The following is a 17,151-nucleotide window of genomic DNA, read 5'->3' on the forward strand; positions in this document are numbered from 1 at the left end:
AGCTCTCCCATGCGTTGCGGTGCCATTTGGACGATTGAGGGCCTTACGGCCGCAAAACCAACCAAATAGCACCATAAAGCCTGAGGTGGCTAGAGGCTGTAGGTGACTACTTGAGGCTCGCAGGGGTTGGCGGGGTCGACTTGCTCCACGCGGACGAACTTGACGGTCACGGCCTCAAAGCCCGCCTTGTGCAACACATCGGAGTAGACGCGCGCCTGCAGGGCGTGCTTCTCCTGCAGCTGTTCCGGCGTCTCGTCCGGCGTCCCGCCCGTCTTGTAGTCGATGACCAGCGCGCATGACGAATCCGCCGGGTTCGTCGCCAAAGCGTCGATGGCGCCCTCGGCATATGCACCGTAGCGGGCGATGTCCTCGTCCTCGCAGCCCAGCGAGAAGAACGGCACCTCGGCGCGAACGCACGGCCACGCGAGCAGGTCGGCACGAGCAGCCGACTTGAGCCAGCGGTCCAGGGCAACGTCGAAGCGTTCGCGCTGCTCCGGCGTCAGGCACCACAGGCGCGCCAGCGCATCGGCACGCTCAGCGGGCAGCGCATCGGCACCCATCTCGATCAGCCACTGGCAGGCGGCATGGAACGCCGAGCCCAGCGCCATGGGGTTGCCGGCGGGCTCAACGGCGGCCACGTCTGCATCGGCCATCTCCGAGCCATCCGACTCCGCATCATCGCCGGACTCGTCCATGGGCACACGCGCCTCGGCGGCACGGTCTTCTGTCTCGGCATGGAGCGCCGCGGCGATTGACGAGTAGCTATACGAGTCACGCGCCGGGAACGGACAGGCGCCCATGCGCACGCCCACTGCCTGGGGATACACAAGCTCAAACGAATCGGGCTCGGGGTCGGCAGGACCGGGCACAGTTGAGTGCGCAGCATTATCAGCAACATCGACATCGCCGCGAACAAGCCTACCCTCGGCATCCAGCGAAGCGTTAGCCTCAAACGCCTGCTCGCCAAAGGTAAAGTCCGCCAGCGAGATGAGCTCGTAATCGCCCGGCTTGGAGTTGTCGAACACCAAACGGTCGCTATCGAGCTGCGGCATGTCCAGACTGTCGGTCGGCAGGATGCGACGCAGCACGTCGTAGGTCAGATCGGTCTCGGCATCGAAGGTCGGCGCACACACCTTGCCGCGGCTCACGCCGGCATCCATCGCCAGAATGACCAACTCGCGCGCTCGCGTCATGGCGACGTAGAGCAAGCGGGCCCGCTCCTCGAGCGAGAGCCGCAGGTCATCGTTGCGCAGGCGAACGAATGCCTCGGCGGGAGAACCTGTCGCGCAGACATCCTCCATGAGCTCCGGCGACAGCCACAGCGACGTGCCCTTGCCCTTAAACGCATGCTCAAACTGCTTTTTGACGTCGTCGCCCTTCACAAAGGTTCCGTCGGCGAGCTTAACGCCGTCGAAGCGTGCCGGCAGCGCCACGACCTGCGCCCCGCCGTCGACGCGACCCATCTGTGCCGCACCGGACGATTTGCGCACGCCAAAACACTCGGCGACCGCCACGACCGGATATTCCAGACCCTTGGAGGCGTGCACCGTCATGATGCGTACCGCGCCGTCGCCCTCCTCGTTGAGGGCACCCGGGGCTTCCTTGCCCGCCAAAAAGCGGTCGAAGGCCAGCGCGATGGAACGCGGCGAGTTACCGAACTCGGCCTCGGCCTCAACCACAGCATCAAGCGCCTTGAGCACGTTGGCGGCGATGGCCTTGCCCTCGGGGCCACGCTGTGCCAGACGCACAAACCAACCGGAGGCGTTGACCACGTCGCGCGCGATGGCAGCGAACGAATCGCGGCCCACGCGACGAAGCGCATACCGCAGCACCTCGCGGGCGCGCGTCACGAGCGGCAAGTCTTGCAAACCCGGCACGTCGAAATCGCTCATGATGCCCGCGTCGATATTCCGGCGCGAGGTCTCCCCCGTCTCGCTATCGAGCTTGGTCGCCAGCGCCAGGAACTCCTGGGCGCCGAGCGCAAACATCGGCGAGGCGAGCAGCGGCATAAGGCCCTGCGCCGTATCGGCCGGGTTGGCGAGCGCGCAGACTAGGGCGCGCACCGTCTGCACCTCGGCTGCCTGGGCAAAGACCGAGCCACCCGCGATCACGCAGTCGAGCCCCTGGTCGCGGAAAGCCTGGGCATAAACGTCGGCGTTTGTCATGCGGCCCAGCAGCAGCACCATGCCGCCCTGGGGCTGGCCGGCATCGGCAAGCGCGCGGAACCGCTCCGCGATCGCGCGGGCCTTGGCCTGTGTGCGCTCCTGCGTACTGCCGCCGGCAACAAAGAGCGCCTGGCGACGCGAGGCGTCCGCTACCAGCGTGTCCTTGCGGCCGTCGCTCGCCTCAAGATCCAAAAAGCCCTGCATGAGGCCGCCGTCATCGCCGTCGAAGACGCGTGCCACGTAACGCAGCACCTCGTCATGGCTGCGGAAGTTGCGCACGAGCTTGACGAGCTCGCCGGCGGGGACATCGGCAGCAGCGCCAGCGACGGCCGCCGCCTCGGCCGTCCCCGAGGCGTCCACTTTGCGCTCCTGGCGGCGGAAGACCTCGACCTCGGCGCCGCGGAAACGATAGATCGACTGCTGTGCATCGCCCACGGTACACAGCGCACGCTCGCCCGCGCCGGTCAGGTAACGGATCAGGTCGACCTGCATCTGGTCGGTATCCTGAAACTCATCGATCATGACCATCTTAAAGCGGCCCTCGTATGCCTCTCGGATGGCCGGGTAATCGCGCAGGGCCTCGTAGGCCATGCGCAGCAGGTCGTTGTTGTCGAGGGCAGACTGGGCAGCCTTGAGCGCGCGGTACTCAGCCTCTACAGAGCGGGCCAAGCCCACCAGCGCATCGAGCGCCGGACCGCCGCAGGCAAGCACGATATTGATAAACGCATCGGCAGCCTCGGCCTTGAGCAGCTCGACCTGCTCCTTGGGGAACGCCTTGCTCGCGCGCGGCATGGTGCACGACATCATGAGTCGTGCCGCATCGGCCATGGTCTTGCCGCTCGCCTCGAACGCGTCGATGGCATCGAGCGCCATCTGCGCTTTCTCGGTCGCGGCCTTGCTCGCACCCAACGCCGCGCGATAGGCGTCGGCAAGCGCAGAGGTGTCGGCCTGGCCGCGCGCCACGCACACATCGTCCATGCCGCCCGGCAGCTGGCTCGATAGCTCCAGCAGGTCGCGCACCAGACCTTTGATGGTGGTACCGGCGCCAAACGGCCCGCCCTCGCCCGCCATGGGATACCAAGCGTAGAGGGCCTTAAGCGAGGCGGCGAGCTCAGGCGCGGCATCGGGCGCCGTCGCGCGCCCCAGCACATGCTCGACAGCCTGATCCATAAGCTCATCGGTATCGGTGAGCACCGTGAATTCGGGATCGATGCCCAGCTCCAGCGCGTGCGTGCGCAGGATACGCGAGCACATACCGTGAATGGTCGAAATCCAAGCGTCGTCGACGGTCAGGGCCTCTTCGTCCATACCCTCTTCGATAAGCGCGCGGCGCACACGGTCGCGAATCTCGGCCGCGGCGTCTTTGGTAAAGGTAATGGCGAGCACCTGGTCCAGGTGCTCGACAAACGGACCGGATTCGGGCGAGAGCGCGTAGACGATGCGGCGCGTGAGGGTAAAGGTCTTGCCCGAGCCGGCGCCCGCCGAGACAAACAGCGGACGGTCGAGCGTTTTGACGATCTGCAGCTGTTGCGGCATCAAAGTCGAAAGATCCATGGTCTACACGTCCCTCCTTACAAACGTTCCTTCGTGGTTATACGAGCAGCGCGCATGCGCGGCCTGAGCCGACGTCGGGTCGACGGCGGCAACGTTGCCCGCCTCGAGCTCGCGCAGACGCTCGGCAATGCCGGTCTCCACGCGATCGAGCAGCGCATCGAAGTCCATGTTGCCGCCCTCGCCGGGAAAGCCCTTCTTAAGGCCTGGGATGCGGCCGTCGCCGCGCTCTTCCTCAAGCAACTCGGCGCTCGCCGCACCGCGCAGCGCGGGCTTGCCGCCCTTGGTCGAAAAATAGAGTGCGGCGCGGGTATCCAGATCCAGAGCCCGGCGCATGGCCTGCGCGTAGATGAGTGTCTGAGTATGGGGCGGCAACCAGCGCGGGTCGTCGATGGGGGCCTCGCCCGACTCCTCGTCGCGCACCGTGGGATCGGCGAGCTTAAACTCCTCGACACCCGAACGATGCTTGTAGTCGATTACCACGGCGCGATTCTCGGCATCCACATCCACGCGGTCGATGCGCCCGCCGAGCGGCCAGCCGGCATACTCGACCTGGAGCTCGTTGAACGCAAACTCCAGGTAGCGCGGCGCGAAGGGCGCGAGCGCCTCGGACTCGTAGGCAAGCACACCCTCCAGCTGCGGCAAAATCTCGGCCACCTGGCGCTCCTCCACTGGAGAGAGCGGCACCAGCGGGCCCTCGGTACCGCGCTTGCCGGCGTGCTCGGCCAGGGTCTCGGCAAAGACCTCGTGCAGCAGCTCCTTCGCGCGCGGCAGATTCATGGGCGTCACGCGCTCCATGCCCTCCTGGGGCAGACGGGCATGCAAGTGCTCCAGCATGTCATGGACAAAGTTGCCCTTCTCCATGTTGCCAAAGCCCGCATCGATGGACTGAGGTTTGACGCGATACGAGACGAACCAGCATAACGGGCAGGCGGAATAGGCCTCGATCTGCGAGGCGGACGTCAGGCGCGGCACGAGTGGCGCGTCCTCGCCCTCGCCATCGCGACGACGCAGGACCAAATACGGCACGGCCTCGGCACTCAGATGCTGAGGGGCTTCACAGGCCACGCGCTCGCGCTTGAGACCTTCGCCCGCCGCGGGATCGAAGTCCCTTACGATATCACCCTCACCCACGCACTTCGCCTTGTCGGCGCCAGCGGTCTTAGCGTCGTCAGCTGCTTTAGCAGCTTCAGCGGCCTCGGCAGCGCCAGCGGCCTCGGCATGCGCCCGCAACTCAGTCCACACGGCAGCCGGGTAGCACTCGCGCGCCTGGCGATCGTGCGTCACGCGGGCAAGCGTAACCGGACCGCGCGCGGCCTGCATCGCGCGACCAAAGCGTACGCGCAACAAGGCGGCAGGCTCAAGCGTCACACCGCTGCGATCTAACTCTGCCGTCAGCGTGGCCAGCGGGCCCTCCTCATGTGAGAGCGGATAACTGTCCAGGTCGACGTCGGCAAGCAGCACGGCATCGTAGCTATCGGGGCGCAGGCCTGCCGCATCGGCAAGCGATGCAAAGCGCACTTGGGCGCGCGGCGCGCGGTCGACCTCGTAGGTCTCGTAATCGTAGGCGGTGCTACGCTTGTCTACCTTGGTGCGAATGCCATCGAGCACGGGCACGGTCGCGGCCTGCGATACGTCGAGCGCGCGAGCATCGTTCATAAGGATGTCGATGACGTGGCGCAGCAGAGCCACCTCCGCCTGGCGACGGGCTTGGCCATCCAAGCTGCCCAGCGAGCGATCGGGCAACCCCTCGGCAACGGCAAGCATGGCCTTGAGCGCCGTCACGGGCTTGTCACGCCACAGCGCCTGGAACACGTCCGAGACCACGCACGGCACGTTCTTAAACCAGTTCTCGTCGCTCGCCGCCTTGCGCGCGCCCCTCACCTGGCCTTGGACGCTCTGCAGCAGGCTCTTAACGCCCGCGGTAGTCTTGCTGCGCGAGAGACGCATATTCTTATCGAAGGTACGGGCATTGACGGCATCAGCGCCCGAAAGCGGACTGTAAATCCAGTCGGTAAGCTCCGGCGCGGGCCACCACTCAGTCTTAGAAGCTGCCCCTTCGTCGGCGGCCTTCATACGCTCGATCAGGTTGGCGAGCGCCGTGAACTGCCTGCCCGCAATGGATTGAGAAAACGCCGTGAACTCAACTGTCTCGGCAGCGATATGACGAGCCGCCAGACGAGAGGCGAGCTCACCGAACAGCTGGGGTGCCCGGGCAGAAACAACGAGCACGCGTACGGGGTCGGCGGGCGTTGCAGCAGCCTTATCGTCCTTGGACTCCTTGTGCGTTTTCACCAACTTATCGATGGCGTCCGCATAAGCATGGGCACGGGCATGGGGGCCGGCGACCTCAATAAAGGCAGGCTGAGCGGCGGTCCCGCAAGCGGCATCAGACGCGACGGCGTCCTCCCTCAGCGGCGCGGCCTCGAACAGCACACCGCGGGCATCAAATGCCGCGGCAAGCTCCTCGCGCATCGCCGCCTGCTCGCAGGCAAGCAGTACGACGACCTCTCCCCCATTGTTCGCCACGGCAGACAGCAGCTCGAGCAGGCCGTGCGTAAACGACGTGATACCGCGCACGCATACGGCGCGGGTGCACGCCGGCAGGTTATCGGCCAGGGCATCGGCCATAATGTCAGCCGCCTCGCAGGGCTCGACCATATCTCGACGGTCCAAACCACCCGCGTAGGCACGCAAAAGCTCGAACACACGAGCCTCGGCATCGCTTTTTGGCTCAGGCTGGCAATTGTTACCACGGCATCGCTCGGTACCCGTCCCTGCAACGCCCGGCAACACGTCGCGGGCCATGCGCGCAAGCATGCGCACTGTGCCCTGGCTGCGCGAAAGCGGCTGCAGGTCGGCATCGTCGAGACGCGTGACCATGTCCGAAAACAGCATCTGACGCTGCAGGTTGTCGACGAAACCGCGCCCGTCGCCCAAAAGCTCCCACAGCGAGCGAAGCCACGATGTAGGCGTCTTGTAGTCAATACCCAGCGAAACGCCGGCTTCCGCCGCATCATGACGGCACAGGTCGAGCTCAGCAAACGTTGGCGCCAGCAGCACGGCACGCCCGTGGCGGGCAATAAGGTCGGCAAGCAGCGCCGCCTCGGCATCGCTCAAATCCGCGCCGGCGTTGGTGGTATAGATTCGAACAGGCATGGTCCTCCACTCAAACCGTTCGCAATATTCAATGTTTCCATCCTACCCGCCCGCGCGGACAGATTTGCCCCACGCCAACAGATTTGACCCCTTGGAGACGGAGGAAAATGGATCACCGAGGAGGTCAGTCTAACCCAGCGATCCGTTTTCCTCCGTCCCCAAAGGATCAAAAAACCGCCCCCGAAGGGACGGTTCTGCGCAATTCGTTTGTTGCCGCTGGCCTACTCGCCATCCTCCAGTTTGATGAGGATCTTGCGATAGCCGCCGTACTCGCCGTTGAGTGCCTTTGAAACGCGGCTCACCGTAGTGGACGAAGCGCCGGTGCGGGCCTGAACCTCAACATAAGGCTCGCCCTCATCCAGATAACGCGCAACCTGCAGACGTTGCGAAAGATCGCAGATCTCGCGCGGCGTGCAGATATCGGTCAAAAACGCCTGGATATCCTTCTCGTCATCCAAAAGACTAAATGCGTGGACCAGCTGCTTGACATCAGGCTTGTCAAACATGTTCTCGATATTCATCGATCACCGCCAAACCCGCCAAAAGGCATCGAAGTTGATACTGACATCGGGCATCGTTCGCCCGTTCTATGCAATAGGGCAACGCGTGTGGCTTTTGCCCGTAGCAGTTTAGCACACCACCAAACTAAAGCGACAAAACTCTCTGCCAGCGGCGCGTTTTTCAGGACGAACGCCGTTTTGAAACCGAATGCGCACGTAAGCTCCACGAATATCTGAGACAATGGGCGGCCGAACAAGGCGGCACACCCGAGCGGCCGTCCAAGCTGCCGCAGCAAACCGCTTCACGCGACACCGACGCACCCTGCGCAAGAAAGGATTCACACCATGCGCTTTATGCTTAACTGGCTCTTTACCTCGATCGCCATCGCGATTGCCACGTTCCTCGTCCCCGGCATCCAGCCCTTCGGTTTTGCCGAGGCCTGGGTCTGTTTCGCCTTCGTGGGACTGTTCCTGAACATCGTCGATTCGCTCGTCAAGCCGTTTCTGACGGTTATCTCGCTGCCGCTCACGATCATTACGCTGGGTATTTTTCAGCTCGTAGTCAACAGCTTTATGCTCGAGCTGGCCAGCTATCTGTCGGTCAATCTGCTGGGCGCGGGTATCTCCATCGCCAGCTTTGGATCGGCCTTTATGGGCAGCATCCTGGTGTCCATCATGCGCAGCATTCTCGATAGCATCGCCGAGGGCTAAAACGGCCATTCCGGCCGCGCCCGTCTCAACAGCCCAAAACGAAGGCCGCCCATCGCAAAAATGGGCGGCCTTCTTATTTGCCAAGTCTCAAAGGGCGAGAGAATCTGCCATTTCCACCCTGTCCCCACATGGCAGGTGTGGGTTAGATGACGTAATCGTAGCCTTCATTGGGAGCGACAAGTTGATCGAGCGTCACACCGTCGAGGTAGTCGTTGATGAGCTTGTCAAGGTTCTTCCACACGTCGAGCGTGGGGCACTCATCAGATCGCGAGCAACCCTTGCAGTCGCCATCCAGGCAGGCGACCGGCGCCAGGCTGCCCTCGGTCAGGCGCAAGATCTCGCCCACCGTGTACTGCTCGGGCGGGCGCGTAAGCACGTAGCCGCCGCCCTTGCCGCGCATGCCCGAGAGCATATTGGCGCGCACGAGCGTCGCCAGAATATTCTCGAGGTACTTCTCCGAAATCCCCTGGCGCGCCGCGATCTCTTTGAGCGGGATGCGACCGGCCGCCTGATGCTCGGCCAGGTCGACCATAACGCGCAGGGCATATCTGCCCTTTGTGGAAACCAACATATATAGTGCTGCCTTTCGGTCTTTTAGTCCGTTGAAATTCTAGCCGAAAAATTGGCTTTGAAAATACCCGTTCCGGTCAAGATGGTTAATCAACTTGCAATAATCTCCTATTTCCTATTGCATTACTAGGCTTTGGTGTCTACTATGCTTCCCAACAGCTAAACGAACAACCTATAAGGTTTATGGGTTTAGCTGCTAGACACACCGTAAAACCACACGGTATCCAGTCATTTGAACACTTTGGAGGTTCATCATGAGCAAGGTTTACACGTCCATCGATCAGCTTATCGGCCACACCCCGCTCCTGGAGCTCACCCACTTTGAGGCCGATGAGGACCTCAAGGCCCGCGTGCTCGTCAAGCTGGAATACTTCAACCCCGCCGGATCCGTTAAAGACCGCGTCGCCAAGAACATGATTGACGAGGCCGAGAAGGCAGGCAAGCTCGTGCGTGGCGGCGACTACACCATCATCGAGCCCACGAGCGGCAACACCGGCGTCGGCATCGCCTCGGTGGCGGCCGCCCGCGGCTACAAGGTGATCATCACCATGCCCGAGACCATGTCCGTCGAGCGCCGCAAGCTGATGCAGGCATACGGTGCGCAGCTCGTGCTCACCGACGGCTCCAAAGGCATGAAGGGCGCTATCGCCAAGGCCGAAGAGTTGCAGAAGGAGACCCCCAACAGCATCATCGCCGGCCAGTTTGTGAACCCCGCGAACCCGGCCATTCACAAGGCCACGACCGGCCCCGAGATCTGGGACGACACCGACGGCAAGGTCGACATCTTCGTCGCCGGCGTCGGCACCGGCGGCACCGTGACCGGCGTGGGCGAGTTCCTCAAGGAGCAAAACCCCGAGATTCAGGTCGTCGCCGTCGAGCCCGCCACCTCCCCGGTGCTCTCTAAGGGCCAGGCCGGCCCGCACAAGATCCAGGGTATCGGTGCCGGCTTTGTGCCCGACGTCCTCGACACCCAGGTCTACGACGAGATCATCCCCGTCGAGAACGACGACGCCTTTGCCACCGGCCGCGCCGTGGGCCACAAGGAGGGCGTGCTCGTGGGCATTTCGTCCGGCGCCGCCGTGTGGGCCGCACTGCAGCTGGCCAAGCGCCCCGAGAACGAGGGCAAGACCATCGTGGCGCTGCTCGCCGACACCGGCGAGCGCTACCTGTCCACGGCACTCTTCCAGGACTAGAGCTCTCGTTCTTAGAACGAGTCCAAGGCACGCCGGTCTCCCCTCTCTTCTGGCAGCCTGAGCTCATCCCAACAGGGTGTCCCACAGGACGCCCGAACTTGCTACAATGTCTGCGGCGCGGAACCAGCCTCCCGCGCCGCTTTTCTTTTTTGGCCACATGCCACCAAGGAGAACCTCCTCATGCACAACAAGCGCGTGCTCGTCGCCATGAGCGGCGGCGTCGATTCCAGCGTGACCGCGTATCTGCTCAAAAGCCAGGGCTACGAATGTGTCGGCGCCACCATGCGCCTCACCTGCCCCGCACCCGACCCCGCCACGGGCATGAGTAAGGTCGACCGCGACATCGCCGACGCAGAGGCCGTCGCCGAGCGCATAGGCATTCCCCACCATGTGCTCGACTTGCAGCAAACCTTCGACCGTAACGTAATCGAGCGCTTTGTGAACGCCTACCAGGAGGGGCTGACGCCCAATCCGTGCATTATCTGCAACCGCCACATTAAGTTTGGCGCGCTGCTCGATGCAGCGCTGGACATGGGCTGCGACTACATCGCCACGGGCCATTACGCCAAAACAAGCCAGGCGGCAGACGGCACCTGGCAGCTGCATCGCGGCGAGGACCCCAAAAAGGACCAGAGTTACTTTTTGTATTCGCTTACGCAGGAGCGTCTGGCGCGCACGATTTTTCCGCTGGCGGGTCTGGACAAGGAGCGCAACGTGCGCCGGATTGCCGCCGAGCAGGGCTTCATCAACGCCAAGAAGGCCGAAAGCGAGGATATCTGCTTTATTCCAGACGGTAACTACGCGGGCTATATCGAGCGCCGCTGCGGACATCCCGCTGCACCGGGCGACATTGTGTGGCGCGACGGCAGCGTGGTCGGGCGCCACAACGGCGCGCTGCGCTACACCATCGGCCAGCGCAAAGGCCTGGGCGTCGCGATGGCGCATCCCGTGTACGTAACGGGTGTCGACGCCGTCAACAACACCGTGCATCTGGGCGAGGCCGAGGACCTGACGGCCACGGCGCTCACGGCCAACGACTGGATTTGGAGCGCCCCTGCCGACCACATGGAAGCCGAGCTGGATGCCGGCGGCATCCGCGTGGGCGCCAAGTACCGCTACCGACAGAAAGACCAGGCAGCGATCCTTACGCACGGCGAAGACGGGCAAATGTTGCTGACCTTTGACGAGCCGCAGCGCGCCATCGCCCCCGGCCAGGCTGTCGTTATATACCGCGGCGACATCGTCCTGGGCGGCGGCACCGTGACCGGCGCACTTAAGTAGCCGCGGGTTTATCGCTGCACGTGTCGAAGTACCTCAACAGCGGCACCAACCTCGATTATGCGACGCTCGAGGCCGCGGCGGATGGCCTCGAGTCGACCCTCCGCCGTGGCCCATTCGCTCTGCGAAAGAATCTCGATCGCCTCATCAACAAATCCGTTGAGCCGCGATGAATCGAACCAATCGAGCGAGTCCGCAAGCGCCAGCTGGACGGAAGGGTCGGGCCCAAACGGCTTAGCGGAAAACCCAAACTCCCCAGCTGCGAGCACGGCAGTTGGTACGTTATACCACAGGCAGTTGCCGCTATCGAACAGCGGAGCAGGTTTTATCTCCAGGGTGTCGACATTGCGGATGATGCCGAAGTTTCGCCAATGGCGGTCGCTGTTGGCCAAAAGGGCATCGCAGACAATCATCTGCGACATAGACCTTCTCACAGCGGCCTCACCGACACCATGCTTGCCGAGGTAGCAACAGTACCGGTCGTACGTCGAGTTTCCCCGCTGACTACCAAGTACGCCCTTAACGTAAACAGCCGGAACGTATTCCTCGCGGCCGTCAAGAAAGTCGTCGCACAGACACACAGGGCCATCGAATATGCGCTCAACCGCGTAAGGAACAAACTCCCCCTTGGAAAGCAAGCGACGATGTAGAGCCGTTGCAACCGCCTCGTTAAAGGGACGCTGATCGTCCATCCCGCACCCTTTAGCCAAAACGCGAATGCCGTTTCGGATCATCCACGATTTAGGGAGCTCGCCCTCGGACGTGTTATCCGGATTTTTTAGACCGATGCCTTCCAGCCAACCCGAACGCTCTTCGGGCGCCGATCGCTCAAATTCGTTCTCAAAGTAATTGATGCTTTGCCATTTGAGTTCGACGCAATCGGCCGGCCGCAGCCAATAACAATCCGAAAGCGATAAGCCCAGGCACCGAACCGGAACCTCGATGCCATTGGCAATTCCCAGTTCACGATAGCGCGAGACGAGTCCAGGGCGGACGTCAGGCACCGACCGATGGCTCCACCACACGTTGAGCTCCCGTTTATTCACCGTAGGAGAAGAGCTCGAGCATGTGCCAAACGGCATTCGTTGCGCATCGAGGACCTCGGCGATTTCGAAGGGAAACTCACGCGTCGGATCAAATGAGACATGCGCGATCTCATGGTCGGCCGACATCAGCGTAAACTTGCGTCCCACATCAGCCGCAGGACGGCGTCCTCGCTTGCGGACCTTTTGGTAGGCGGTCGCAGAATTGTACTCGACCATCTTCCGGCCGCCCACAATATCGCACACAAGCGTCCCCGATGCGGCAAGTTGCGATATGCGGGCTTTCGTAACGCCCAACAGGCGGGCGGCATCACCCATAGATAAGTACTCAGACGTATCCATACACCGCATCACCTCGTTAAGTAATTTACACGTTTAGTTAATAGATTACATACATCATAATACTAAACAGCCCAAAGCGAAAAAAGGCCCGAAAAACGGGCCTTAGTGATTGGTCAGCCGAGTCGCAAGCTGCTCCCCTAGCGCTGCACGTAGGCGCGGACGAGCTCGTAGGTGTTGCGCACGCCGTCAATGTGGCTGCGCTCGTAGTTGTGGCTCGCGTACACGCCGGGGCCGATCAGGCCGTGACGGATATCGTAACCGGCCGAAAGCGTGGCCTCGACGTCGGAACCGTAATGCGGGTACACATCGATGGCGTAATCGAGCTCCAGCTCGCGCGCGATGTTGGACAGCGTGGTTACCAGGTCGTAGTTGTACGGACCGCCCGAATCCTTGGCGCAAATCGACACCATGCGCTCGGTGCAGCCCAGGTCGTCGCCCACGCAGCCCATGTCAACGCTGATCATCTCGCGCGTGTCGGCCGGCACAAAGGCACCGCCGTGGCCGACCTCCTCGTACACGGTAAAGAGCAGCGACACCTTACGCGAGAGGGTCACCTCGCCGTCGGCAACGGCGCGAGCCAAACCCAGCAGAATCGACGCCGACAGCTTGTCATCCAGGAAGCGGCTCTTGATGTAGCCACTCTCCGTCACCGTGGTGCGCGGATCCATAGCGATGATATCGCCCGTCTGAATACCCAGCTCGAGCACATCGTCTTTGCTGTCAACGTTCTCGTCGAGCAAGATCTCCATGTTCTTCTCGATGGTCTTGACCGGTTCATCGGCCACGTGCGCCGAAGGCTCGGTGTTGAGGACCACACCCGTATACACATTGCCGTCACGCGTGTAGACGGTGCAGTTCTCGCCATCGGCCGTAGACCACTGGTGCCCGCCGAGCGTCGTGGGACGCAAGCGACCATTGTCCTTAATGGAGCGCACCATGGCGCCCAGGGTATCGACATGGCTCGCCAATACGAGCGGCTCGCCCTCGCCGCCAAGTTCAACCAGCACGTTACCCTTATTAGAACGCTCAGGCCCAAAGCCCATATCGCGCAGGGTCTCCATTAGATAATCAGTCGCCGCACGGGTATAGCCCGTAGGCGAAGCAATCGAGGTAAGCGCCTTCAACTGCTCAGCAATATAGGAGAGCGTAGAATCCATCTGGGACACCAAAGTCACCCTTTCATATCGAATTAAACCCACAGCAACAATACCACCACGCACATTTATTTACCCAGAGAGACAACCCATCGAGCTCCCCAGAGCTGCGCCCGTCACGATAACGAGCCGGCAGGCCCCTGCCCGTTAGCCCCACAATCTTTCCGCAGGACGGAGGAAGCCCCCGCCGCACGAAGTGCGCAGCGGGGGCTTCCGACATGTCCGAGGACGATTCTGGGGCTAACGGGCGGGGCCCGCCGAACCAGGTTAAGCAGCCGGGCAGATCTTCTTGAAGAGCTCGATAACGTCGTCGAGCGTCGCCTCGCGCGGGTTACCCGGGAAGCAGGCGTCGGCCATGGCGTCCTTGGCCAGGACCTCGATCTCGTCGGCCTTCATGGCCTCGCAGACGTGCGGGATGTTCACGTCGGCAGAGAGCTGCTTAACGGCGGCGATGGCGGCGTCGGCGGCCTCGTCGGTGCTCATGCCCGTGGTGTCAACGCCCATGGCGACGGCGACCTTGGCCAGGCGCTCGGCGCAAACCGGCTTGTTGAACTCCATGGCGATCGGCAGCAGCATGGCGCAAGCGACGCCGTGCGGAGTGTCGTAGTGAGCGGACAGGGTGTGAGCCATGGCGTGGTCGATGCCCAGGCCAACGTTGGAGAAGCCCATGCCGGCGACATACTGACCAAGAGCCATGCCCTCGCGGCCGGAGCCGGGCTGGCCGAACTTGGCCTCGGCAACGGAGTCGCGCAGGTTCTCGCTGATCAGCTTAATAGCCTCAAAGTGGAACATGTCGGAGAGCTCCCAAGCGCCCTTGGTGGTGTAGCCCTCGATGGCGTGGGTCAGAGCGTCCATGCCAGTGGAAGCGGTCAGGCCGGCGGGCATGGAAGCCATCATGTCGGGGTCGACGACGGCGACCTCAGGGGCGTCGTTGGTGTCGACGCACACGAACTTGCGGACCTTCTCGGGGTCGGTGATGACGTAGTTGATGGTTACCTCGGCAGCGGTACCGGCGGTCGTCGGCACGGCGATGGTGAACACAGCGTGGTTCTTAGTCGGAGCAACGCCCTCGAGGCTGCGGACATCGGCGAACTCGGGGTTGTTGATGATGATGCCGATAGCCTTGGCGGTGTCCATGGAGGAGCCACCACCGATGGTCACGATAGCGTCAGCCTCGGCGGCCTTAAAGGCCTCGACGCCGTCCTTGACGTTCTGGATGGTGGGGTTGGGCTTAATCTCGGAGTAGAGGCTCCAAGCAATACCGGCGGCGTCGAGCTCGTCGGTTACCTTGGCGGTAACGCCAAACTTGACCAGGTCGGGGTCGGAGCAGACGAAGATCTTCTTGTAGCCACGACGCTGGAGCTCGCCGGGGATCTCCTTGATGGCGCCAGAACCATGATAAGAAATGGTGTTGAGAACGAAACGATTAGCCATTGATAGCCTCCCATCGTGTGCGGGGCGCCCATTACGCCCCACGCTATGTGTCCCATCCTAACGCTTTTGAAACAAAAAATTCATGAGAACGTCAAAAGTGTTAAAGCGTTTCAACATAATAACGGAGCCCCAGTCCTTCCCTCCCGACTGCAGCGAAGGCTAGATTATAGGAGCAATTGCCCAAAGAATACGACCAACTCAGTCTATAAATTGTTTCTGTTTTAGCAATATATGTTTGACAATACGTTTATAAAAGGATACTTTATAGTAATTAATATGCATGCAGCAAATAGTGTCATTCATTTTGTTAGAAATTGCCCATGCGGTTATTGCAGCTGCATGTACTGCAACATACAGCGTAATTCTCCGCACGAAGCAGAAGACGGTTCCAATTCGATCGAGGCGATGACGCGTGATGGCTACTGGTCCTAAATCGAGCAAGACGGCTACAAACGAATATCGAATCTCAATTGAAGGTAACCCTTATCCGCATGCTCTGGCTCTCGTCAACCCAGCGGGAGACAACCTCAACATCAAAAGACATGGGTTCACGGGTCCACTAGGACAGCTATTGAGTCTTAAATACACCGTTTATGACGATGCAAATGAAAAGCTCTTTACTGTCGTCGACGGTGGTTTTAGTAACATGCCCAGGGTTGCGCTCATCATCGAACACAAGGAAGTTGCGGTGTTCGATTATGGCCTAAACAGACTTGAGATGAAGTGCGTAACGAACATACCGAATTACACAATAAAAGGTAACTTCCTATTTGGAGATTACGATATATTCAGTCAACGGGAAGTGAAGCTATCTTCAGTTAACGTCCTTCAATGTGATAAACAATCGTGCTTTAACATACAGGTTTTGGATAAAGCCGAATTAGCCGCCGCAATTGGAATACCCACAGCCATTGCCCTTCTGAGGGCTCGGATTGAAGAGCATCTCGAATAAATTGCAAAAAGCAGTTCGTAACAACATTCAGGAGCTAGATAGTTTTTTCTGGCTCCTGAAGCTGTACTACATAGAGATGAAAAATAATGCGGCAAAGGGGCTGTCCCTTTGCCGCATTCGGTTACTTTCGGCAGCCCTCTTTCCAAGCCTCGGCCGCAACCTTCCAGCGAAAACGCAAGTCGCGCTCGCGGTCGATAAACATGATGGCAAACGCGACAAACAGCAGCACGCTCGCCACGACGATGGCGTGCAGGCCCATGCGCTCAATACACCAGTTGCCCAACACAGCGCCAAACACAAAGGTAAAGATCACGCCAAAGTACAGCAGGCCGTTTTCCAAAAAGCCACGCTTATGGGTAATGATGTAGTCGTCCACGTTTTGCAAGGCATTACGGAGGTTGCCGATACACATGGTCGTGGCGATGCCGTGTCCATGAATCTTGCGGAAACTCTCGACCTGCATACCGCAGGCAAACGAAGTAAGGCAGTTGGCGAGCAGGTTGAAATCGCCGCCCGGGATAAAGCTCACGCCCAGCAAGATAACAGCTTCAAAAAACACCGTCACCTGGCGCCAGTGAATCACGCTGCCAAAACGCTCGTGTACCAGGTCGGCAAGCATAATGCCCACGGCAAACGACACCACGGGGAAGAAATAGCGTCCCGCGAGCGCCCAATTACCCTCCGAGATGCTCACGCCCACCAACAAGATGTTGCCTGTCTGCGCGTTGGCGAAAACATGATCGCGCCCAATGTACGAATACACGTCCATAAAGCCACCGGCGAGCGCCAGAATGATGCCCAGCTCGATGGACTCCGATATCTGCTTGGCACGCTGCATCGTCGTGCGGCCTCCTTGTTGACGACCCTCTCGTGCGTTGGCGGAGACATGGCCGCCGTTCATACTGTAACCCATTGACAACATGGCGTGCGCGCGAGACGGGCTCCCCAACGCGCAGATACACAGTCTGGAAACAAACGGCGGGCGCGGCGCCACACCCGCATCGACACGCCGATCCGCCAGCCCATGTACTCCACCAGTCTTTTTAGCCCCGTCCCAAAAAGACTGGTTACAATTACGTGCAGCATACAAACACCGGGA

At 61.0% G+C, this 17,151-nt stretch carries 12 protein-coding genes; 4 read left to right on the forward strand and 8 right to left on the reverse strand.

Annotation, left to right across the window (positions count from 1 at the left end; translation table 11 throughout):
• Nucleotides 1-89: 89 nt before the first annotated feature.
• From CHY22_RS02280 to CHY22_RS02290, 3 genes are all read right to left on the reverse strand, one after another.
• Entirely contained in the window at nucleotides 90-3,719 is a 3,630-nt protein-coding gene (locus CHY22_RS02280) for a UvrD-helicase domain-containing protein (RefSeq protein WP_089572171.1), read from the reverse strand.
• A 3-nt stretch (nucleotides 3,720-3,722) separates the two neighbouring features.
• Entirely contained in the window at nucleotides 3,723-6,875 is a 3,153-nt protein-coding gene (locus CHY22_RS02285; protein ID WP_089572173.1) for a PD-(D/E)XK nuclease family protein, read from the reverse strand.
• 221 nt (nucleotides 6,876-7,096) lie between these two features.
• The gene (locus CHY22_RS02290; RefSeq protein ID WP_022094855.1) at nucleotides 7,097-7,396 is read right to left on the reverse strand and encodes a YerC/YecD family TrpR-related protein; all 300 of its coding nucleotides are present in this window, start codon (nucleotides 7,394-7,396) and stop codon (nucleotides 7,097-7,099) included.
• A 324-nt stretch (nucleotides 7,397-7,720) separates the two neighbouring features.
• On the opposite strand from CHY22_RS02290, the gene CHY22_RS02295 reads away from it, so the two are divergent.
• Entirely contained in the window at nucleotides 7,721-8,086 is a 366-nt protein-coding gene (locus tag CHY22_RS02295) for a phage holin family protein (protein WP_055250947.1), read from the forward strand.
• Nucleotides 8,087-8,228: 142 nt separating this feature from the next.
• On the opposite strand, the gene CHY22_RS02300 is transcribed toward CHY22_RS02295, so the two are convergent.
• A complete protein-coding gene (locus tag CHY22_RS02300; protein WP_089572175.1) occupies nucleotides 8,229-8,657 on the reverse strand; it encodes an Rrf2 family transcriptional regulator in 429 nt (142 codons plus the stop codon).
• 253 nt (nucleotides 8,658-8,910) lie between these two features.
• Between CHY22_RS02300 and cysK the strand changes: the two genes are divergently transcribed.
• Together cysK and mnmA are read left to right on the forward strand one after the other, a co-directional pair.
• A complete protein-coding gene (gene cysK, locus CHY22_RS02305) occupies nucleotides 8,911-9,849 on the forward strand; it encodes a cysteine synthase A (RefSeq protein WP_089572177.1) in 939 nt (312 codons plus the stop codon).
• Nucleotides 9,850-10,029: 180 nt separating this feature from the next.
• Nucleotides 10,030-11,130, forward strand: a complete 1,101-nt coding sequence (mnmA, locus tag CHY22_RS02310; protein WP_117633777.1) for a tRNA 2-thiouridine(34) synthase MnmA — start codon at nucleotides 10,030-10,032, stop codon at nucleotides 11,128-11,130.
• 8 nt (nucleotides 11,131-11,138) lie between these two features.
• On the opposite strand, the gene CHY22_RS02315 is transcribed toward mnmA, so the two are convergent.
• The 3 genes from CHY22_RS02315 to fucO form a co-directional block, all read right to left on the reverse strand.
• Nucleotides 11,139-12,488 carry a DNA-binding protein gene (locus tag CHY22_RS02315; RefSeq protein ID WP_143759201.1) on the reverse strand — a complete coding sequence of 450 codons (1,350 nt, stop codon included), beginning with the start codon at nucleotides 12,486-12,488 and terminating at the stop codon, nucleotides 11,139-11,141.
• 161 nt (nucleotides 12,489-12,649) lie between these two features.
• On the reverse strand, nucleotides 12,650-13,669 hold the full coding sequence (locus tag CHY22_RS02320) for a M42 family metallopeptidase (protein WP_089572259.1): 1,020 nt from the start codon (nucleotides 13,667-13,669) through the stop codon (nucleotides 12,650-12,652).
• A 264-nt stretch (nucleotides 13,670-13,933) separates the two neighbouring features.
• Complete coding sequence (fucO, locus tag CHY22_RS02325) at nucleotides 13,934-15,100, reverse strand: lactaldehyde reductase (RefSeq protein ID WP_089572181.1); 1,167 nt, start codon at nucleotides 15,098-15,100, stop codon at nucleotides 13,934-13,936.
• A gap of 415 nt (nucleotides 15,101-15,515) precedes the next feature.
• Here fucO and CHY22_RS02330 point away from each other — a divergent pair, with 415 nt between their 5' ends.
• Nucleotides 15,516-16,052 (forward strand): hypothetical protein, encoded by a 537-nt coding sequence (locus CHY22_RS02330; protein WP_117639794.1) that lies wholly within the window; start codon nucleotides 15,516-15,518, stop codon nucleotides 16,050-16,052.
• A gap of 121 nt (nucleotides 16,053-16,173) precedes the next feature.
• On the opposite strand, the gene CHY22_RS02335 is transcribed toward CHY22_RS02330, so the two are convergent.
• Entirely contained in the window at nucleotides 16,174-16,890 is a 717-nt protein-coding gene (locus CHY22_RS02335) for a YoaK family protein (protein ID WP_089572184.1), read from the reverse strand.
• Nucleotides 16,891-17,151 lie beyond the last annotated feature (261 nt).

The sequence above is a fragment of the Collinsella sp. TF06-26 genome, assembly GCF_002232035.1.
Taxonomy (GTDB): domain Bacteria; phylum Actinomycetota; class Coriobacteriia; order Coriobacteriales; family Coriobacteriaceae; genus Collinsella.

Bases quoted from the DNA above. Each gene is read 5' to 3' on its own strand.
- CHY22_RS02280 (WP_089572171.1), bottom strand. From the start codon at position 3,719: ATGGATCTTTCGACTTTGATGCCGCAACAGCTGCAGATCGTCAAAACG.
- CHY22_RS02285 (WP_089572173.1), bottom strand. From the start codon at position 6,875: ATGCCTGTTCGAATCTATACCACCAACGCCGGCGCGGATTTGAGCGAT.
- CHY22_RS02290 (WP_022094855.1), bottom strand. From the start codon at position 7,396: ATGAATATCGAGAACATGTTTGACAAGCCTGATGTCAAGCAGCTGGTC.
- CHY22_RS02295 (WP_055250947.1), top strand. From the start codon at position 7,721: ATGCGCTTTATGCTTAACTGGCTCTTTACCTCGATCGCCATCGCGATT.
- CHY22_RS02300 (WP_089572175.1), bottom strand. From the start codon at position 8,657: ATGTTGGTTTCCACAAAGGGCAGATATGCCCTGCGCGTTATGGTCGAC.
- cysK (WP_089572177.1), top strand. From the start codon at position 8,911: ATGAGCAAGGTTTACACGTCCATCGATCAGCTTATCGGCCACACCCCG.
- mnmA (WP_117633777.1), top strand. From the start codon at position 10,030: ATGCACAACAAGCGCGTGCTCGTCGCCATGAGCGGCGGCGTCGATTCC.
- CHY22_RS02315 (WP_143759201.1), bottom strand. From the start codon at position 12,488: ATGGGTGATGCCGCCCGCCTGTTGGGCGTTACGAAAGCCCGCATATCG.
- CHY22_RS02320 (WP_089572259.1), bottom strand. From the start codon at position 13,669: ATGGATTCTACGCTCTCCTATATTGCTGAGCAGTTGAAGGCGCTTACC.
- fucO (WP_089572181.1), bottom strand. From the start codon at position 15,100: ATGGCTAATCGTTTCGTTCTCAACACCATTTCTTATCATGGTTCTGGC.
- CHY22_RS02330 (WP_117639794.1), top strand. From the start codon at position 15,516: ATGGCTACTGGTCCTAAATCGAGCAAGACGGCTACAAACGAATATCGA.
- CHY22_RS02335 (WP_089572184.1), bottom strand. From the start codon at position 16,890: ATGCAGCGTGCCAAGCAGATATCGGAGTCCATCGAGCTGGGCATCATT.